General features: G+C 37.4%; 18 protein-coding genes and 1 other annotated feature. Of the genes, 2 read left to right on the plus strand and 16 right to left on the minus strand.

All coding sequences use genetic code 11. From position 1 onward, the window contains the following. Positions 1 to 312 precede the first annotated feature (312 nt). The 13 genes from OZY43_RS05140 to rplU form a co-directional block, all read right to left on the minus strand. Entirely contained in the window at positions 313 to 753 is a 441-nt protein-coding gene (locus OZY43_RS05140; RefSeq protein ID WP_277164002.1) for an ASCH domain-containing protein, read from the minus strand. Next, positions 750 to 2,435 (minus strand): DNA repair protein RecN, encoded by a 1,686-nt coding sequence (gene recN / locus OZY43_RS05145; RefSeq protein WP_277164003.1) that lies wholly within the window; start codon positions 2,433 to 2,435, stop codon positions 750 to 752. Before recN ends, OZY43_RS05140 begins: the two co-directional genes overlap by 4 nt. Before the next feature lie 9 nt (positions 2,436 to 2,444). Continuing rightward, a complete protein-coding gene (locus tag OZY43_RS05150; protein WP_277164004.1) occupies positions 2,445 to 3,257 on the minus strand; it encodes a TlyA family RNA methyltransferase in 813 nt (270 codons plus the stop codon). Continuing rightward, on the minus strand, positions 3,257 to 4,123 hold the full coding sequence (locus tag OZY43_RS05155; RefSeq protein WP_277164005.1) for a polyprenyl synthetase family protein: 867 nt from the start codon (positions 4,121 to 4,123) through the stop codon (positions 3,257 to 3,259). The genes OZY43_RS05150 and OZY43_RS05155 overlap by 1 nt, the downstream gene beginning before the upstream one ends. A 1-nt stretch (position 4,124) precedes the next feature. After that, entirely contained in the window at positions 4,125 to 4,364 is a 240-nt protein-coding gene (locus OZY43_RS05160) for an exodeoxyribonuclease VII small subunit (protein WP_277164006.1), read from the minus strand. Further along, positions 4,348 to 5,712, minus strand: coding sequence for an exodeoxyribonuclease VII large subunit (gene xseA / locus OZY43_RS05165; RefSeq protein WP_277164008.1), 1,365 nt, complete (start codon positions 5,710 to 5,712; stop codon positions 4,348 to 4,350). The genes OZY43_RS05160 and xseA overlap by 17 nt, the downstream gene beginning before the upstream one ends. Next, a complete protein-coding gene (locus OZY43_RS05170; protein WP_277164009.1) occupies positions 5,702 to 6,550 on the minus strand; it encodes a tetrahydrofolate dehydrogenase/cyclohydrolase catalytic domain-containing protein in 849 nt (282 codons plus the stop codon). The genes xseA and OZY43_RS05170 overlap by 11 nt, the downstream gene beginning before the upstream one ends. 53 nt (positions 6,551 to 6,603) lie before the next feature. Then, positions 6,604 to 7,002, minus strand: coding sequence for a transcription antitermination factor NusB (nusB, locus tag OZY43_RS05175; RefSeq protein WP_277164010.1), 399 nt, complete (start codon positions 7,000 to 7,002; stop codon positions 6,604 to 6,606). Beyond that, a complete protein-coding gene (locus OZY43_RS05180) occupies positions 6,980 to 7,438 on the minus strand; it encodes an Asp23/Gls24 family envelope stress response protein (protein WP_277164012.1) in 459 nt (152 codons plus the stop codon). The genes nusB and OZY43_RS05180 overlap by 23 nt, the downstream gene beginning before the upstream one ends. Before the next feature lie 18 nt (positions 7,439 to 7,456). Continuing rightward, positions 7,457 to 8,026, minus strand: a complete 570-nt coding sequence (efp, locus tag OZY43_RS05185; protein ID WP_277164014.1) for an elongation factor P — start codon at positions 8,024 to 8,026, stop codon at positions 7,457 to 7,459. 71 nt (positions 8,027 to 8,097) lie between these two features. Continuing rightward, complete coding sequence (locus tag OZY43_RS05190) at positions 8,098 to 9,207, minus strand: Xaa-Pro peptidase family protein (protein ID WP_277164016.1); 1,110 nt, start codon at positions 9,205 to 9,207, stop codon at positions 8,098 to 8,100. A 148-nt stretch (positions 9,208 to 9,355) separates the two neighbouring features. After that, positions 9,356 to 9,649: a 50S ribosomal protein L27 gene (rpmA, locus tag OZY43_RS05195; RefSeq protein WP_277164017.1), complete on the minus strand. Its 294-nt coding sequence runs from the start codon at positions 9,647 to 9,649 to the stop codon at positions 9,356 to 9,358. A 17-nt stretch (positions 9,650 to 9,666) separates the two neighbouring features. Beyond that, positions 9,667 to 9,978, minus strand: coding sequence for a 50S ribosomal protein L21 (rplU, locus tag OZY43_RS05200; protein WP_277164019.1), 312 nt, complete (start codon positions 9,976 to 9,978; stop codon positions 9,667 to 9,669). Positions 9,979 to 9,991: 13 nt separating this feature from the next. Next, positions 9,992 to 10,068: a sequence feature (ribosomal protein L21 leader region), on the minus strand. Positions 10,069 to 10,306: 238 nt separating this feature from the next. Here rplU and OZY43_RS05205 point away from each other — a divergent pair. Both OZY43_RS05205 and OZY43_RS05210 read left to right on the plus strand, forming a co-directional pair. Continuing rightward, positions 10,307 to 11,278, plus strand: a complete 972-nt coding sequence (locus OZY43_RS05205) for an SLAP domain-containing protein (RefSeq protein WP_277164021.1) — start codon at positions 10,307 to 10,309, stop codon at positions 11,276 to 11,278. A 14-nt stretch (positions 11,279 to 11,292) separates the two neighbouring features. Continuing rightward, a complete protein-coding gene (locus OZY43_RS05210; RefSeq protein ID WP_277164022.1) occupies positions 11,293 to 12,738 on the plus strand; it encodes an SLAP domain-containing protein in 1,446 nt (481 codons plus the stop codon). 80 nt (positions 12,739 to 12,818) lie between these two features. Here the strand turns inward: OZY43_RS05210 and OZY43_RS05215 are convergent, their stop codons facing one another. The 3 genes from OZY43_RS05215 to OZY43_RS05225 form a co-directional block, all read right to left on the minus strand. Next, positions 12,819 to 13,481, minus strand: coding sequence for a BspA family leucine-rich repeat surface protein (locus tag OZY43_RS05215; protein ID WP_277164024.1), 663 nt, complete (start codon positions 13,479 to 13,481; stop codon positions 12,819 to 12,821). Between the two features lie 173 nt (positions 13,482 to 13,654). After that, complete coding sequence (locus tag OZY43_RS05220; protein ID WP_277164025.1) at positions 13,655 to 14,494, minus strand: YitT family protein; 840 nt, start codon at positions 14,492 to 14,494, stop codon at positions 13,655 to 13,657. Between the two features lie 230 nt (positions 14,495 to 14,724). Then, a complete protein-coding gene (locus OZY43_RS05225; RefSeq protein WP_277164027.1) occupies positions 14,725 to 16,047 on the minus strand; it encodes a DUF2325 domain-containing protein in 1,323 nt (440 codons plus the stop codon). Positions 16,048 to 16,113 lie beyond the last annotated feature (66 nt).

Here is a 16,113-nt window from a genome sequence, read left to right on the forward strand (position 1 = left end):
CTCGCTTAAGAAAATATACCATTATTTACTTATAATATTAATAAGTTAAGCGTTTATAGCCAAGTTAGTAATGCTATTTTATCAGCCTTAAATTTTGCCTTACTTCACCGCTGCGATGTTTTACTTAACCTATTTTGATGACTCAAGTGAAATTGACCAGATCGTTAATTGGCTGTCAGTTAATCGGTTCGTTTTACACTTAAATGATCAAAAAATTCTAAAAATAATTGATGTTAGCAATATTTTTCGGATAAATTTGGCATAGTATATAACATTTAAAAAGACGAGAATTTTAAGTTCTCGTCTTTTTCATTATGCAATTTTTGCAAAAACTTCACAAACAACCAGTGTTTCTTCACTAAAAGTCCAATGATTTTGCTTGCATTCCTTAGTAAAGAAATCAACATGCGCCTTACGCCAATATGCATACGTTCGGTTACCTTCACCCTCATGATAAGCATGCTCTTGCGATACCTGCTTAAAAGGCATTATTTCGCAGACCTTATTTTGAATAACACAAACCGGCTCTTCAGACCCATTCAGAATAATACAGTATTTACCAACTTGTGCCAGACTATCATCTGGATCATAAAGGCTAGTTGTTGCCGTTTTTATTCCCCGATTAACTAAATTCGCCAGCTCGTCAGCCATTTGTTTGGTATCGCCAAAGGCAAAAGCTTCATCTAATTCGCTAGGATCAATCGCCTGCTTATTACAAAAATTATGCCAGTATTCTTCTATTTGCTTATTCATTGTTTCTTTTTAAAACTCTTCATTAAATCTTCAGCATTTTGCTTAGCTGCTTCTGTGACATCACTGCCGGCCATCATTTCCGCAATCGCGGTAATAGTTTCCTCCTGCGTCAGCGGCCCAATTTGCGTGTACGTAGCGCCATCTTTAACCTGCTTAGCTACCAAGTACTTCTGGTCACCAGCAGCCGCAACTTGCGGTGAATGCGTAATCGCAATTACCTGCTTATCTTCACCAATTGAATGCATTTTGGCACCAATTGCAGCGGAAACACGTCCGGAAACCCCGGTATCAATTTCATCAAAAATCATTGTACCTACTGGTTCACCCCGACTAAAAATCGCCTTTAAGGCTAAAATCAGTCGGGACTGCTCACCACCAGAAACTATCTTAACTAGCGGCATCAGATCTTCACCTGGATTTGGCGCAATTAAAAAGACAATCGTGTCGGTTCCCTTATTGGTAAAGGTATTTGTTGTCGCAAAATCAATTGCAAAACGCGCTTTTGCCATATAAAGATCGGCTAATTCGTGCTTGATTTTTTCTTCAAGACTGCGGGCAACTTGTTCACGGGTATTATGCAGGCCGCGAGCTTCTTGCGTCAGTTTACTTTCAATTTCAGCAACCTGCTGTTGCAATTCTTCTTCATCAAGGCCACCAGTTTCATACTGGCCTAATTCCGTTTGCACCTTAGTATAAAAGGCAAAAACATCTTCAAGACTAGGGCCATATTTTTTCTTCAATGAATTCAATGTATCTAAACGATTGGAAACATACTGAAATCGCTCATCATCAAAGTCCAGCTCATCAAGTACATTTGATAATTCACTGCGCGCGTCACTCAATGCGTAAACTCCATCATCAATTGTTTTAGCAATATCCTTAAATTTTGAACCATATTCAGTTAATTCATTAGCAGCATTTTGCGCGTCTCCCAGCAGGGTCTCAATGCCGTGTTCGTCATCATCATATAACTGCATCAAATAATTAGCAGTATCGACAATTTTTTGGTAATTATTTAATTCGTTAAATTCCTCTTCAAGCTGTTCATCTTCATGAGGATCTGTTAAATTAGCCGCTGCTAATTCATCATTTTGAAATTTCAAAATGTCCTGCTTTTGCGCTAATTCCTGTGCATCTTTACGCAAGTGATTTAACCGTGCAGTTAAGTTTTGCCACTTAGCAAAATCAGCTTGATAAGCCGCTAAATCAGCCTTAAAGCCAGCTGGAGCATAATTATCAACTAAGTCAATTTGGCGGTCTTGATCCATCAATATCTGCTGATCATTTTGCCCGTGAATATCAACTAAATAATTGCCAATTTCACGTAAAACATTAATTGTCGTTAACTGCCCGTTAATACGGACAACATTACGTCCTTTAATTGCTAACTCACGACTAATTACCAACTGACCATCAGAATCTGGTAAACCATATTTTTCACATAATGCCGCAATTTTTTTAGCACTTTGATTTACTTCAAATAGTCCCGTTACAACTGCTTTCTTTTCACCGCTGCGAACCATTTCCTTTTGGCCGCGGCCACCCATTAATAAAGAAACTGCATCAATGATAATTGATTTACCTGCACCGGTTTCACCAATCAATACTGTCATATTTTCTTGAAAGCGAACCTTCAACGCCTTGATAATGGCGAAGTTCTTAATATCCAGCTCAACTAACATTATTTACTCCTAAAGCTCATGAACCGCGCGTTCTACAACCTCTTCTGGCGTACCTGACCATAATCTTTGACCGCCACTTTGTTCTTCTTTTTGTAAATGAATTAGAAATTCAATATTACCCTTACCACCCTTAATTGGGGAATAGTCAACATCTAGCACATTAAATCCCGTTGCTAACGCTTGTTCAATCGTATGCTCAATTACCGCACAATGAACCGCATGATCATGCACAATCCCGTGCTTACCAACATTTTCCGGACCAGCTTCAAATTGCGGCTTAATTAAGCAGACGGCATCACAACCATTTTTTAAAATTTGATACATTGGTGGCATAATCAAGTCTAGTGAAATAAACGAAACATCGGTCATCGCAAAGTCAGGCAAGCCTTGCGTAAAATCTGCTGGCTTACTATACCGAAAATTTTGTTTCTCCATAACTACTACGCGTTGATCATCACGCAACTGCCACGCTAATTGGTTATATCCAACATCCAATGCATAGACCATTTTGGCGCCATTTTGTAAAGCAACATCAGTAAAACCACCAGTTGAAGCACCAATATCTAAACAAATCTTATCTTGCAAATCAATTTGAAAAGATTTTAATGCCTTCTCTAATTTAAAACCACCGCGAGAAACATACTTTTTACCATCATCTTTAACGTAAAACTGTTCATCTTCAGGAAAACTTGTGCCACTTTTATCAATTCGCTGATGATTATGATCAGACACAAGTCCAGCCATAATTGCCCGCTGTGCTTGCGTTCTTGAATGAAATAGTCCTTGTTCTGCTAGTAAAATATCGGCTCGTTTCTTAGTCATTACAACACCTTCTGATATAAAGCAAGAAAACCTAACAAAACATCGCTATTCAAATCTGCGACACTAGCTTGCGCATGTTTAATTAAGCCTCGCAACTCTTGCCGACTTTGATCTACTCCAAGAAGAGTCAGCGTATTATTCTTCCCCTCTTCTTGATCCTTATGCGTTGCCTTACCGGCTTCTTCACTTGTTTCAACCACATCAACGAGGTCATCATAAATCTGATATGACCGGCCAAAATCATGTGCAAATGACATTAATTTCTTTTTGCTTGTCTCATCCGCGCCAGCATAAGTTGCTGCCATTTCAACACAAGCCATGATTAAACAACCAGTTTTAAGCCATTCCATTCGGTTAATGAACTGTCTATCATCTGCAACACTAGCATTATTAGTTGAATCAATATCTAGATATTGTCCGCCAACCATGCCGTTAGGGCCAACTGCTTGAGTAATTATTTTTACTAATTTTGTTGAGTGACTACCTGACACAATCCATTCAATTCCTAATGGTAAAAGCGCATCCCCAGCTAATATTGCCTCGGCTTCGCCCCACTTTTTATGACTAGTTAACTTACCGCGCCGATAGTCATCATTATCCATTGCCGGTAAATCATCATGAATTAATGAATAAGTATGAATTAATTCAATTCCACTAGCAATTTGAATTTCTGGCTGGTTAATATCCTTACCTAATGCCGCTAAAGTTGCTAAGAACAATAATGGTCGCAGCCTTTTGCCTCCAGCCATTACTGAATAAGCCATAATCTGACTGATTTTAGCATCATCAATCTCACTTGCTAAATGCTCGGTTAAATATGTGTCAATAACTGGTGTCCACTTTACTCTAAATTCGTTAAAATTCATTTTATTCCTCTGGCGCTGCGGCATTATTAGGATCCAACTTATGTTCCGTACCATCACTATCGATTAATTTAGCAACTGTTTCCTCAGCTGCTGTTAATTTTTGATTTAAATCTCGGCTAAGCTTTACCCCCGCTTGAAATTCTTTTAGGGCATCTTCTAGTGGTACATTGCCGTTTTCTAAATTTGCCACAATTTTTTGTAATTCTGTTAATTGTTCTTCAAAATTATTCTTCGTTGCCATTTTCTAATTTCCTCACTGACTTAATAATTGCCTGCGCCTGACCATCTTTAAAATGAAGATTAATTTCATCTTTCTTTTTAAGTTGGGCTACCGAGCTCACAGTTTGATCTTGGGCATTAGTTGCATAAGTATAACCACGGTTCAATGTCTGCAACGGGCTATAATCACTTAATTGCTGGCCTACTTGACCTAATTGCTGTCGCTTCTCACGCAAAACACCTTTGATATTAATAAACAATTTTTGATGATAAAAATCTTCTTGTTGCAGCATCTGCGCAATTTGACCACTTAGATCAGTACTTAGCAATGCTTGCTTAGATAATTGATAACGTTGCCGGATGCGCTCCAATTGGTGCATCATATTATTATTTAACCGTTCACGCAACATATCGAGCGTCTGTGCCTGCTCATCATATAACCGCGTTGGCTCCCGCATAATTACCGAATTATTAATGCGCTCAAGTGCATCTCGCCGAATACGAATCACATTTTGCATACTGGACAGCAAACTACTCTGTAATTGATGAATATTTGCTAATTCGTCTGTTAAGTTCGGCGTCGCATATTCTGCTGCTGCTGTCGGTGTTGCGGCCCGACTATCAGCAACTAAATCACATAGAGTAGTATCTGTTTCATGACCAACTGATGAAATTACCGGCATTGGCATTGCATAAACTTGCCGGACAACTTCTTCTTCATTAAAGGGCCACAAATCCTCGAGTGAACCACCACCACGCCCAATAATTAGAACATCGTACTTATCACCATACGAAACAATTTGCTTCATTGCTGCCACTAATGAATCTTTGGCCCGCTCCCCTTGAACTTGAGCTGGAAACAAATCTACTTCAGCATGCGGAAAACGTCGATTAGCTGTAACTAAAATATCATGAATCACCGCTCCTGAAGCACTCGTGATCACAGCAATATGATCTGGAAAATGGGGCAATTTCTTTTTATGTTCAGGAGCAAACAAACCTTCCTTAGCTAACTTAGCTTGCAGTTGCTGCAACTGCTCATATAAGGCCCCAAGTCCAGCTGGTTCCATTGATTCTGCATAAAACTGATATGAACCTTGCGGACCATAGACACTAACATAACCAGTAACATACACTTTCATTCCTTCTTCTGGTCTAAACTTGACCTTATCAAAGTAGGAACGAAACATTACCACATTAATCTTAGATTTTTCATCTTTTAATGAAAAATACTGGTGTGAATTACGCCGAAAGCGAAAATTAGATAGTTCTCCCTGCAAAAAGACTTTATGCAGATACGGATCATTTTTAAATTTTTGGGTAATGTAATAATTCAAATCCGTAACAGTAAGATACTTATTATCTGCCATGATTTCTCCTCGTTAACTTCACAACCTGCTCCATTAGTGACTCAACAGTTAATGGTCCTACCCCGCCGGGAACTGGTGTAATATAACTGGCCTGTGGTGCTACTTCTGCAAAGTCAACGTCACCGACAATTTTGCCAGCTATTCGATTAATGCCAACATCTACAATAACTGCACCGGGTTTAATCATATTAGCAGTTACTAGACCTGCTTGTCCCGCCGCTGAAACCAAAATATCCGCTCTCTTAGTATATTCTGAAAGGTTCTGCGTCTTCAAGTGCAAAATCGAAACCGTCGCATCCTGCTCAAGCATTAAAGCTGCTAGTGGTTTGCCAACAATGCTACTGCGACCAATAATTACCACGTTTTTTCCACGCAAGCCAATCTGATAATGCTGTAATAATGCCAAAATACCATGGGCCGTTGCTGGTTCAACAAAATGATCGCCGCGCCACAAACGACCAACATTGCTTGGCGTTAAGCAATCAACATCTTTTTCAGGGTTAATATGATCTAAGGCTTCACTTAAATTAATCTGTTCGGGAACCGGTAGTTGAATCATAATACCATTAACTTCCTCAGCGGCATTCAACTGATCAATTAAAGCTAGCAGATAAACCTGCTTTTCATCAACTGGTAATTGATATACCCGTTGTTCAATCCCAATAGCTTCAGCTCGTCTTTTTTTCGTTCGTAAATATATTTTACTACTTGGATCATTACCAATATTAATTACGCAAAATAATGGTTTTATGTCCTGCTTTTTTAAATCTGCAACTTCTTTTTTAAGATTACATGCCCGCAAATTCGCTAACTGTTGCCCATCTAGAATTTGCCCCATAAATTTTATTTTCCTTTTCTATAAAAATAGCCGGCTTCACAGCCGACTATTAGTTATTTTTCAACAAAATTTGCCAAAACACCATTAATAAATGGTTTTGTCTTCGGATCAGCAAATTCGTCACACAAATTTAAAGCCTCATTTACTGCTGCCTTAGGCTCAATTTCATCACTATACTTAATTTCGTATAAGGCAACTTCCAAAATTGCAAGGGTAATCTGATTAATCCGATTAATCCGCCAATTCTTCTTCAAATGACTGGCAAGTTCGCCCTTCAATTCATCGCGTTTAGCAATTATGCCCGTAATTAGAGTTTTCGAATAAGCAGAAAGTTCTTTTAAATCAAGTGCTACAACAGTTTTGGCTTCAACATCTGCAGGTTCTAATTTAACATCTTGATTAGCTAAATAAACCGCCTGCATCGCAACTCTACGACTCTCGTGTTGATTCATTTTTACTCTTTTCATCAATGTCAGAAAACAATTTTGCCGTCTGACTGTCTTCCTTATCTTCATCCTCTGGGAAAACTAAACCGGTTACGTGAACATTAATTTCTTTAAAGGTTAAATCAGTCATTTGCTCAACTTGCTCTTGCAAGTCTTTTTGCAAATTCATTGCAATTTTAGGTACATAACTACCTGCTTCAACACTGATATAAACATCAGCAATTAGATTATGGTCTTCATCAAGTCTAACTGTGACACCTTTACTGCGATCCTCACGTCCTAGAACTCGGTTAATTCCAGATCTGACACTGCCGCGCATTTCGGCAACACCGTCAACTTTTTCGGCAGCAATGCCCATGATAACTTCAAGAACACTAGGATCAATTTCGATTTCTTCACCGTTATTTTTATCATCTAAGACAATTTTTGAACTATCTGCCATTTTATTTACCTCGAAAAACTACTTATTTGCGCGAGATACGTATGTACCGTCGACCGTATTAATAGTTAAGACGTCGCCTTCATTAATAAAGAACGGAACGTTAACTACCAAGCCTGTTTCCATCGTTGCTGGCTTACCACCACCAGAAGATGTATCGCCCTTAATATTTGGCTCAGTTTTAGCAACTGCCAAATCAACAGTATTCGGCAATTGTACTCCCAAAGTCCGACCTTCATGCATGATTACACTAACATCCATATTTTCTTTTAAATAGTTAGCTTCATCTTTAATTTGCTCATTAGGAATTGCTAATTGATCATAGGTCGTTGTGTCCATGAATACATAACTTGAACCATCATTATACAAATATTGCATTCCTTTGGTTTCAATTTCTGCAGTTTCTACCTTAGCAGTTGAACGGAAAGTATTTTCCTGAACTGCACCTGTAGTCAAGCTCTTAAGCTTTGAGCGAACAAAAGCACTACCCTTACCTGGCTTTACGTGTTGGAATTCAACAATCCGCCATAAATCATTATTAAATTGAATAGTCAGGCCGTTCTTAAATTCGTTAACTGAAATCATTGTCATCTTGAGTACCTCATCTCCATAATCTATCTTACCAATTTAGGCATAATTTTACTATTAAAAATATTCAAATTTTACAAAGAAATTAATTCGTCTTTAGGCAAGGTGGACAAAGTTTCCGGCGTTTGATCGTGAACTAAAATGTCGTCTTCAATTCTAACGCCACCCTTACCCGGTAAATATATTCCCGGTTCAACTGTATGCACCATATTATTTACCAATTCTTGCTTACCAAATGGTAAAGCTGGCTGGCATAATTCATGAATTTCTAAACCAATTCCATGACCAATCCCGTGGCCGAAATATTGACCATAGCCTTGCTCTTGAATGTAATCTCTAGCAGCACAATCAACATCCTTACCATGATTACCAGCAACTGCAGCGGCAATTCCACGTCGTTGTGCTTCATGCACAATGTTGTAAATCTGATGCATTTCATGATCAACTTTGCCAACAGACACAGTTCGAGTGATGTCAGCAGCATAACCATGATAAAAAGCACCAAAGTCAATTACCACCATGTCGCCGTCTTCAATCATCTTGTTACTGGCAACACCATGTGCCCATGCAGAGCGGACGCCTGAGGCAATAATTGTATCAAAACTCGGGCCTTCACCGCCATTAACTTTAAACAAATAATCAAGCTTAGCACCAATATTACGTTCGATTGCTCCCGGTTGAATTAACGGTAAAATGCCATTAAAGCTATCCATAGAGATACTGATTGCCTGCTTTAGAGCAGCCAGCTCCAATTCATCTTTAACATTACGTACCCGTTCAACCAATTCTTCAGTTAAGGAAAATTCAATCTCTGGATTTAATTTTTGTAAATTAGCAAATTCAACTGCCGAAATAAACTCACCTTCAACCAATACTTTCTTGAGGTTAGCTTGCTTTAATTGCTTACTGATCTCAGCGTCTTGATTACCATGCTTCATAATTACGGTCAGTTCACCAGGAGCCTGTGCCTTAATTTGATCAGCAAAACGGGAATCAGACAATAAAATTCTGTCTCCTGCAGCTGTTAAAATTAATTGTGCTTCTTCACCAGTAAAGTTCGTTAAATAGCGGTAGTTAGCTTGATTAAAAATAAGTAGACCGTCGGCTCCTTGCTCTTTAATCAATTTAGTAACCACGGTAATCCGCCTATTTAAAAGTGTCAGCAGTTGATCTTGTTCGTTCATTTTCGACCTCTTTCATGGTAAAATATTTAATCTTATTTTACCGCTAAAAGATATCATTGCCTACATATTTAAATATTAATATAGAATAAAATTAAAAAAGCATAAAAAAGACGAGAAGCATGTGCTTTTCGTCTTCATAAGAACTAAATTACTTAGCTTCTTCTTCGACTGGAATAACAGAAACTTGTTTTCTGTACTTGTCCAGACGTTCAAACTTAACTACTCCGTTAACTAATGCAAACAAAGTATCGTCTCCACCTTGACCAACATTCTTGCCTGGGTGAATGTGTGTACCACGTTGACGGTAAATAATTGAACCTGCGTGAATAGTTTGACCATCAGCAGCCTTAGCGCCTAAACGACGACCAGCTGAGTCACGACCGTTAGCAGTAGAACCTCCACCCTTGTGGTGGGCAAATAATTTAAGACCTAAAATATTCATATCATTTCACCTCTGAATTAAGCTTCAATCTTTTCAACTGTAACCTTAGTATAAGGTTGACGGTGACCATACTTTGAATGTGAGTGCTTCTTAGGCTTGTACTTGAAAGTTACAACTTTCTTTTCCTTACCTTGCTTTTCAACTTTAGCAGTTACTTTAGCACCCTTAACCAATGGGTTACCGATTTTAACATCTTTACCATCAGAAACAAGAATGACTTCATCAAAGGTAACTTCTTTGCCTTCTTCTACATCAAGCTTTTCTACAAAAACAGCGTCGCCTTCAGCAACTTTATATTGCTTACCACCGGTTTTAATAATTGCGTACATTACTGCACCTCCAAAAAATACTTAGACTCGCCAATCGGGGTGCCTTTTTCAAAGTCTTCTAACTCCCGAAATGTGCGGTTGCAGATGTGGAGGTCTCCACAAATACAACTACTTTATAATACTACCCTTAAGCATAATTGGCAATAAAAAATTATTGGCTTAACATTCACTATCAAATAAGCGTGTTTTTTTAATTACTATTTGCAATTGTGCTGCTTTAACTTAATTTACATAGTTACACACATAATTCTTAATGCCCTTTACACAAGGCACTTAAAGAATTATGATGAATGCAAATTTATTATTAATAATTTTAATAAGGAAAAAAATGCAAGAAAAAAAGACTAAGAATTTACTTAAACTTGCCGCTTCAGTCAGCTTGTTCACATTTGGCAGTATTATCTTTTCAAGTCAATTGGTGCACGCTGACAACACTAGCCAAGAACCTGAAATAATCGACTACGATAAATTCACGCCACTAGCATTGCCGGCAGGACAAGAGGAAGTTATCCCAACTAACACAGTATTAACTAAAAATTCTGAGACCGCTAAACTGAGTCTAGCTAATTGGCAAGACATGCCTGATGGCACTACTTTTGTTTGGGGTAGTAAACCAGCAACTATTATCAATGGCTTAGCTACTGGCAGCGTTAACGTGACTTTACCAGATGGTACTTTTAAGTATACTTTGGTCAGAGTTAGAATTGCTGGGCAAAAACAGATCAAACTTAAACATGCTACCTATTTATTTAATGCTACTGGTAAACAGCTAAACAGCACAATTTTAGCAGCGGGTTCAATTGTCAATATTAACGGTACTAAAGACATTAAAGGCCATACTTTTTACCAGTTAAATAATCAATATTACCTACCACTAAAAACCTTTAAAGTTAAGCCTAAAGACCAACTTAAGGCTGCTAAGGGCACCAAACGCATCATGCACAGTACCTACCTATATGATGCTAAAAGTCATCGAGCAAACGGTTTGCTGCTAAAGGCTGGTTCATACGTCAAAATTCAAAAAATCAAGGGAACTTTTGGACAGCAAGCAAATATTCATTATGCTGGCGGTCGCTATTTTTACCTAATTGATAATAATTTTTATGTTCCACAAAGCAACATTAGTGGACGCGGAATTGAATGGTCAGATCATGCCGCCACCCTGTATAACACTAAGGGTAAAAAAATCGGTAAAATACCAGCACACACACCATATAACACCTACGGTGATCCAATTAAGCTCAATGGTAAAGCCTACTACATTATCGGCAAAGGTAAAATGATTTCAGTGAAGTTTTAATAATGAGGCAAATAATGAAATTAACTAAAAAATTAAACATTCTGCTAGCTGTCATGCTGCTTGGTAGTCCCTGTTTAACCATGATACAATCACAAAAAGTACAGGCTGTTAAAAAAACACCCAAAAATACGCTTGAAATAATCGATAGTCCTTTCATTTATCAGGCAAATGGCAAACGTTACCGTTATTATGACAGCATCCCTGGTGTTACTCTTGATATTAATACTGACAGAAAAGGTTACGCTCATTTAGATTGTGACAGTGATGATAACGAATTTCACTATACTGGTCAAACTGCTTTAATTAAAGGTAAAAAATATTACCGCATTGCTAAAAATGCTTATATTAATGCTAAGTATGTGATTGGCGTTAATGGTAAAAACCTGCAAAAAGGTAAATTAATGCTCAACCATAATTCTAATATTTATCATCAAAATGGCAAAAAAACAGGAAAAACTTTAACTAAAGATACGTTAGTCACCTATGCTGATAGAAGAAAGACGACCACGAAAATTCCTAAGTATTTTTATTATATTAGTAATCAACAGTATGGTTATTTGCCTACTCACAAAATCCACGGTAAAGATTACTATGCTTTAGGCAATAATCAATATATTAATGCCAAAAATATTGGCAGAATCAACGGCACAGTTGCCCACTATAATGGCATCACAACTGCCGTCGTGACAGCAAATACTACCACCCAATATATTTCAAATATCGGCACCAATCATCAACTTAAAAAGGGACAAAAAGTTAAAATTGACCGGACTGTTACTCCATGGGCAGAAGATTTTGATGGTTACATCTACCACTTGCATGATTATCCTGATGAATATCTTGATCAAAGTCTGCTTAAGTTAAGAAATGATCCCCCCATCGCTGATTATAATGAAATGGCCTATCGAACTTTCTCCTCGACTTCAAACGCGCCAATTAAGCTCTATTCTAATCTAGGCACCGAACTTTCTAAGCCACTAACACCACTAAAAGATGAAGCTGTCAGCGCCGATGGTCTATTTTATCTTTGGAACAATAAGACTCAAAAAGCAGAATTATTCTATCATTTATTCCGGCAAAACAATGATGTAATTCCTGCTTCTGATCCCGAACGAATGACTTTTAGTAACAGTTTCGTTAAAGCAGATGCAATTAAATTCACCAACAACTACATTACTTTGAAACCACTAAATAGTCCGCAAGATGCTCAAGCTGATCAAGTAACTGCAACAACAGCTGACAAAAAAGAATTGGCTCAATTATTTATGGCTGGACAAAAAAACCTAAATGCTATCGCTATTGATGCTAGCCTGAAGAATAACTATGAAAATGCCTTGGGAATAGCAGCAGTAACTTTAAGATCAACTTCTGTTAGCCGCGGTGAAGTCAAAGAAGTTATCTGGCTAGTAAAAACAACTAAAAAGCAACTTCAGTCATTATATTTTGAAGATTGGAGTTAATATTTACCACTTTTGATACTACATAAAAAGGAGCATTAAGCTCCTTTTTTGTTTTATCTATTTATTTTTTATCCTTGCATTTACTTGCCTACATGAGCAACTGCACCAGTTTGTGTAGACTCAGGTTTATTATCTAAACCTGAGTTGGTTAACATCCCTCTTTTCTTAGCAGCCGGCACATGACTAAGATCAAGCCTACTCAAGTCAAGTTGGGTTAACTTTTTATCACCATAAAACATATTGGTTACGTTTGCGACCTTGCTTGTATTAATCCCACTTAAATCCAGTTTGTATAACTTATCATCATTGCTAAATAGCTCTGACATATTAACTACTTTACTTGTATCAACGAGGTTAAAATTATCAATTGTCTTTAAATTATACAAATAACTAAATTTTCCACCAGAATTAATTGCCAAGCTAACTGGTGTTGCAAAATTAATATGCTCTATCCAATTACTCCAAGGAATAAGACCACCTGTCTGACCTGTAAGTATCTTAGTCCCTAACTGCTTGCCGCGACTGCTAGCACTGATTGTCAAAGTTCTAGTAACAATATCATAGGACCAGTCACACTCACCATCTTTTCCCGTCCACAAAGCAGAAAAAGTAGTATCCTCAGAGGAATTCACATTATCTGCATGAACTGTAACAATGTCAGTTGCCATGAGATTTATTCCCAATAGCGTTGCCAACATTAACACGGTTATTTTATTTTTCTTTTTATCAATACATTTTTTCATTTTGTAATACCTCAAATTTGGCTTAATTATGTTAATTATAAACTAAAACAATTTTGTTTTTACAATTAAAAGCAAATTTTATTAATATCATTACTTTCATTAGCAATGCTACTGCAACCTTCATTAGTTACTTAAAAAGACGAGATTAACATCCCGTCCTTCATTTTATTATTTTATATTTGCCACTTACCGCCATGAACTTTGGCTACACTTTCCGTCACAATAAAAGCTTCGCTATCAATTGCACGCACTTTAGCAACCAGCTGACCGTATTCGTTTGTATCAACCACGATTACTAGCTGTTGCTTATCCTCATCACTATAGCCGCCAACGACATTATAGACGGTTAATCCTTCATAATCGCCCTGCAGCATTTGCTTAATTACGTTCAACTTATCATTACTCATGATGCGAACCTGATACTTTTTGTCAAAGCCCATCTCGGTGTAACGCATCGTAATTGTCGTCACTATCTGTGAGAACGCTGCTAGTAAAAATGCTTCCATACCAGCGACAAAAATGTTTAACACAATAATTGCCATATCTAACATTAACAAAGTTAATGCTGGCTCCAGATAAAAATATTTTTTAAAAATTAATGGTGGAATCGTTGTCCCGCCAGCCGATGCATTAATGCGGTACAACATCGACACACCAATCCCCATCAAGACGCCGCCATAGACAACTGCTAACAAGTTATTGCTGGTTAATTTAAAGCTGGGAGTAATCGCCATTAATAGTGGCAATAATATACTACCTAAAGCAACTTTTTTTAATGTTTCTTTACCTAAAAAAACAGCTGCCAACACTAATAGCAGTGTGTTAATACTAAACACCGTCACTGACCGATTAATTCCCCAGACAGCATCAACTAAAATTGCAATTCCTGTTGAGCCACCAGCTGCAATATTAATCGGCGCGTAAAAGAAGTTAATTGCAATCGTAATTATTTCTAAGCCTGCTAGGAAAAATAACCAATATTGCCATGTATGTTTCTGTTTATCTGTTACCATCTCATCTTCCTTCCAAAATAAAATTATCGTTTCCTATTATACAAATAAACAACAATTTACAGCAAGCAGGACGGCATGAGATAACAATAAATTTAAAATGATTTAAATTATCAGGTCTTTCTTTTTCTTCATATCTATACGGTATATCCTGCAATTATCAGTTTTCAATCTAAATTATCAAAGATAAAAGCCTAGAGTAATAAATTACTACTCTAGGCTTTTATTGCCATTTATTCCGTCTTATATTCAATCATCTGGTTGCCTTCATACGCCGGTAAACCTTTTTCTGCACGATAGAGCGCACGCTCAAATGCTTGATAGCCTTTGCTGGAGCTAACTGCAAATTTCACCTGATATTTACTGGCAAATTCACTGATATTCCACGCACTATCATGAGCTGCAAATGCAGTTACTAAAATCACAATGTCCAAATCCTTAATTTGATTTTCCATTACCTTTTTCTTACCTTGAAAGGCATCAATCGGAATTGGAATTCCATGATACCGATTAACAATTCCCTCAAGCACCGCTTCATTCTGATTGTCACCAACAGCAATTCCCACACGTTGGTAATGTAAGTCCATCTCTAACTTAATTAATTCAGCAGTTTCTTTAGCTACCTTAACTTTCTTCTTTTTAACTGTTGTCGTAGTTTTAGGTTGCTCAACTTCATAAATCCATCGGATTTGAATAGCCTCAGCTGGATTTTTCTTCAAGCGAATATCGCCATCATACCATGCTAAGTCAACAATTGAGCCATCAACTAACTGGACATTATCTTCTTGCCAATGACTAGAATCAACCGGGAGCAACACAGATTTTCCCCGGATTCGTAACTTTTGGCCTTTGATATTACGACTTACTGCCAAGTGACCAATACGACCTTGCACAACAGCATATTTAAAGGTAGAAATTGAATCAACTTCATTAGATGATAATTTACGAAAGCCGACAACCCGCAGAATTGTCGCTTCATAATTAGCATTGTTTTCCTCTGCCACTGCTTCAACAATGTCACCACTCTTTAAATTTAATGAATGAATTTGCGATTCTTTTAGAGTATAAACACGCTGATTATTACTATTGATTAAGTCACAGCCAGCAAGCAAGCGAATTACTGTATAGCGTTTTCCTTTGCGATAGTCACGCTTGGGTCTTTCCTTCGGCTTTACAGCTTGTTCAAAAATTTTTCTGTTAATTACCTCTTTAGTTGTGTTAGAAGCCTGAATTGCCTTTTCCAACTGACTTAGATTCTTACCATATTTGTTGCCAATCTTAGGAAAAAAAGTTAATTGATGAATTGCCGACAAAGAAGTATTCTTGGCTGCTGGATCACCCGGTGTTGCAATTAAGTCAGTTAAACCAGTCAAAAGCAACTTAACTTGCTTATCATTAACTTTAACTTCATTAGTGCGCGATATTGCAGCTGCCGGTTCACTTTCATTCGCCATCCCTAATATCATTTTAATTGCAGCCAGGCCATTACGCAGGCTCTTTTCATCACCAGCTGTGTTATTCAAAATTCTTTTTAAATTATTACGATAATCAAACATCTTTTTCTCAACTTTTCTAATCTGATTATTCTAGTATATACCAAATCTCAAATTTCCGGCACCTGC

It is taken from the genome of Lactobacillus sp. ESL0785, from assembly GCF_029395455.1.
Taxonomy (GTDB): Bacteria; Bacillota; Bacilli; order Lactobacillales; family Lactobacillaceae; genus Lactobacillus.

Excerpts from the sequence above, each read along its gene's own strand:
- OZY43_RS05190 (WP_277164016.1), bottom strand. The coding sequence starts at position 9,207 with ATGAACGAACAAGATCAACTGCTGACACTTTTAAATAGGCGGATTACC.
- OZY43_RS05225 (WP_277164027.1), bottom strand. The coding sequence starts at position 16,047 with ATGTTTGATTATCGTAATAATTTAAAAAGAATTTTGAATAACACAGCT.
- OZY43_RS05170 (WP_277164009.1), bottom strand. The coding sequence starts at position 6,550 with ATGGGGCAAATTCTAGATGGGCAACAGTTAGCGAATTTGCGGGCATGT.
- OZY43_RS05220 (WP_277164025.1), bottom strand. The coding sequence starts at position 14,494 with ATGGTAACAGATAAACAGAAACATACATGGCAATATTGGTTATTTTTC.
- OZY43_RS05205 (WP_277164021.1), top strand. The coding sequence starts at position 10,307 with ATGCAAGAAAAAAAGACTAAGAATTTACTTAAACTTGCCGCTTCAGTC.
- OZY43_RS05160 (WP_277164006.1), bottom strand. The coding sequence starts at position 4,364 with ATGGCAACGAAGAATAATTTTGAAGAACAATTAACAGAATTACAAAAA.
- rplU (WP_277164019.1), bottom strand. The coding sequence starts at position 9,978 with ATGTACGCAATTATTAAAACCGGTGGTAAGCAATATAAAGTTGCTGAA.
- OZY43_RS05150 (WP_277164004.1), bottom strand. The coding sequence starts at position 3,257 with ATGACTAAGAAACGAGCCGATATTTTACTAGCAGAACAAGGACTATTT.
- nusB (WP_277164010.1), bottom strand. The coding sequence starts at position 7,002 with ATGAATCAACACGAGAGTCGTAGAGTTGCGATGCAGGCGGTTTATTTA.
- OZY43_RS05140 (WP_277164002.1), bottom strand. The coding sequence starts at position 753 with ATGAATAAGCAAATAGAAGAATACTGGCATAATTTTTGTAATAAGCAG.
- OZY43_RS05155 (WP_277164005.1), bottom strand. The coding sequence starts at position 4,123 with ATGAATTTTAACGAATTTAGAGTAAAGTGGACACCAGTTATTGACACA.
- efp (WP_277164014.1), bottom strand. The coding sequence starts at position 8,026 with ATGACAATGATTTCAGTTAACGAATTTAAGAACGGCCTGACTATTCAA.
- OZY43_RS05215 (WP_277164024.1), bottom strand. The coding sequence starts at position 13,481 with ATGAAAAAATGTATTGATAAAAAGAAAAATAAAATAACCGTGTTAATG.
- OZY43_RS05210 (WP_277164022.1), top strand. The coding sequence starts at position 11,293 with ATGAAATTAACTAAAAAATTAAACATTCTGCTAGCTGTCATGCTGCTT.
- OZY43_RS05180 (WP_277164012.1), bottom strand. The coding sequence starts at position 7,438 with ATGGCAGATAGTTCAAAAATTGTCTTAGATGATAAAAATAACGGTGAA.
- xseA (WP_277164008.1), bottom strand. The coding sequence starts at position 5,712 with ATGGCAGATAATAAGTATCTTACTGTTACGGATTTGAATTATTACATT.
- recN (WP_277164003.1), bottom strand. The coding sequence starts at position 2,435 with ATGTTAGTTGAGCTGGATATTAAGAACTTCGCCATTATCAAGGCGTTG.
- rpmA (WP_277164017.1), bottom strand. The coding sequence starts at position 9,649 with ATGAATATTTTAGGTCTTAAATTATTTGCCCACCACAAGGGTGGAGGT.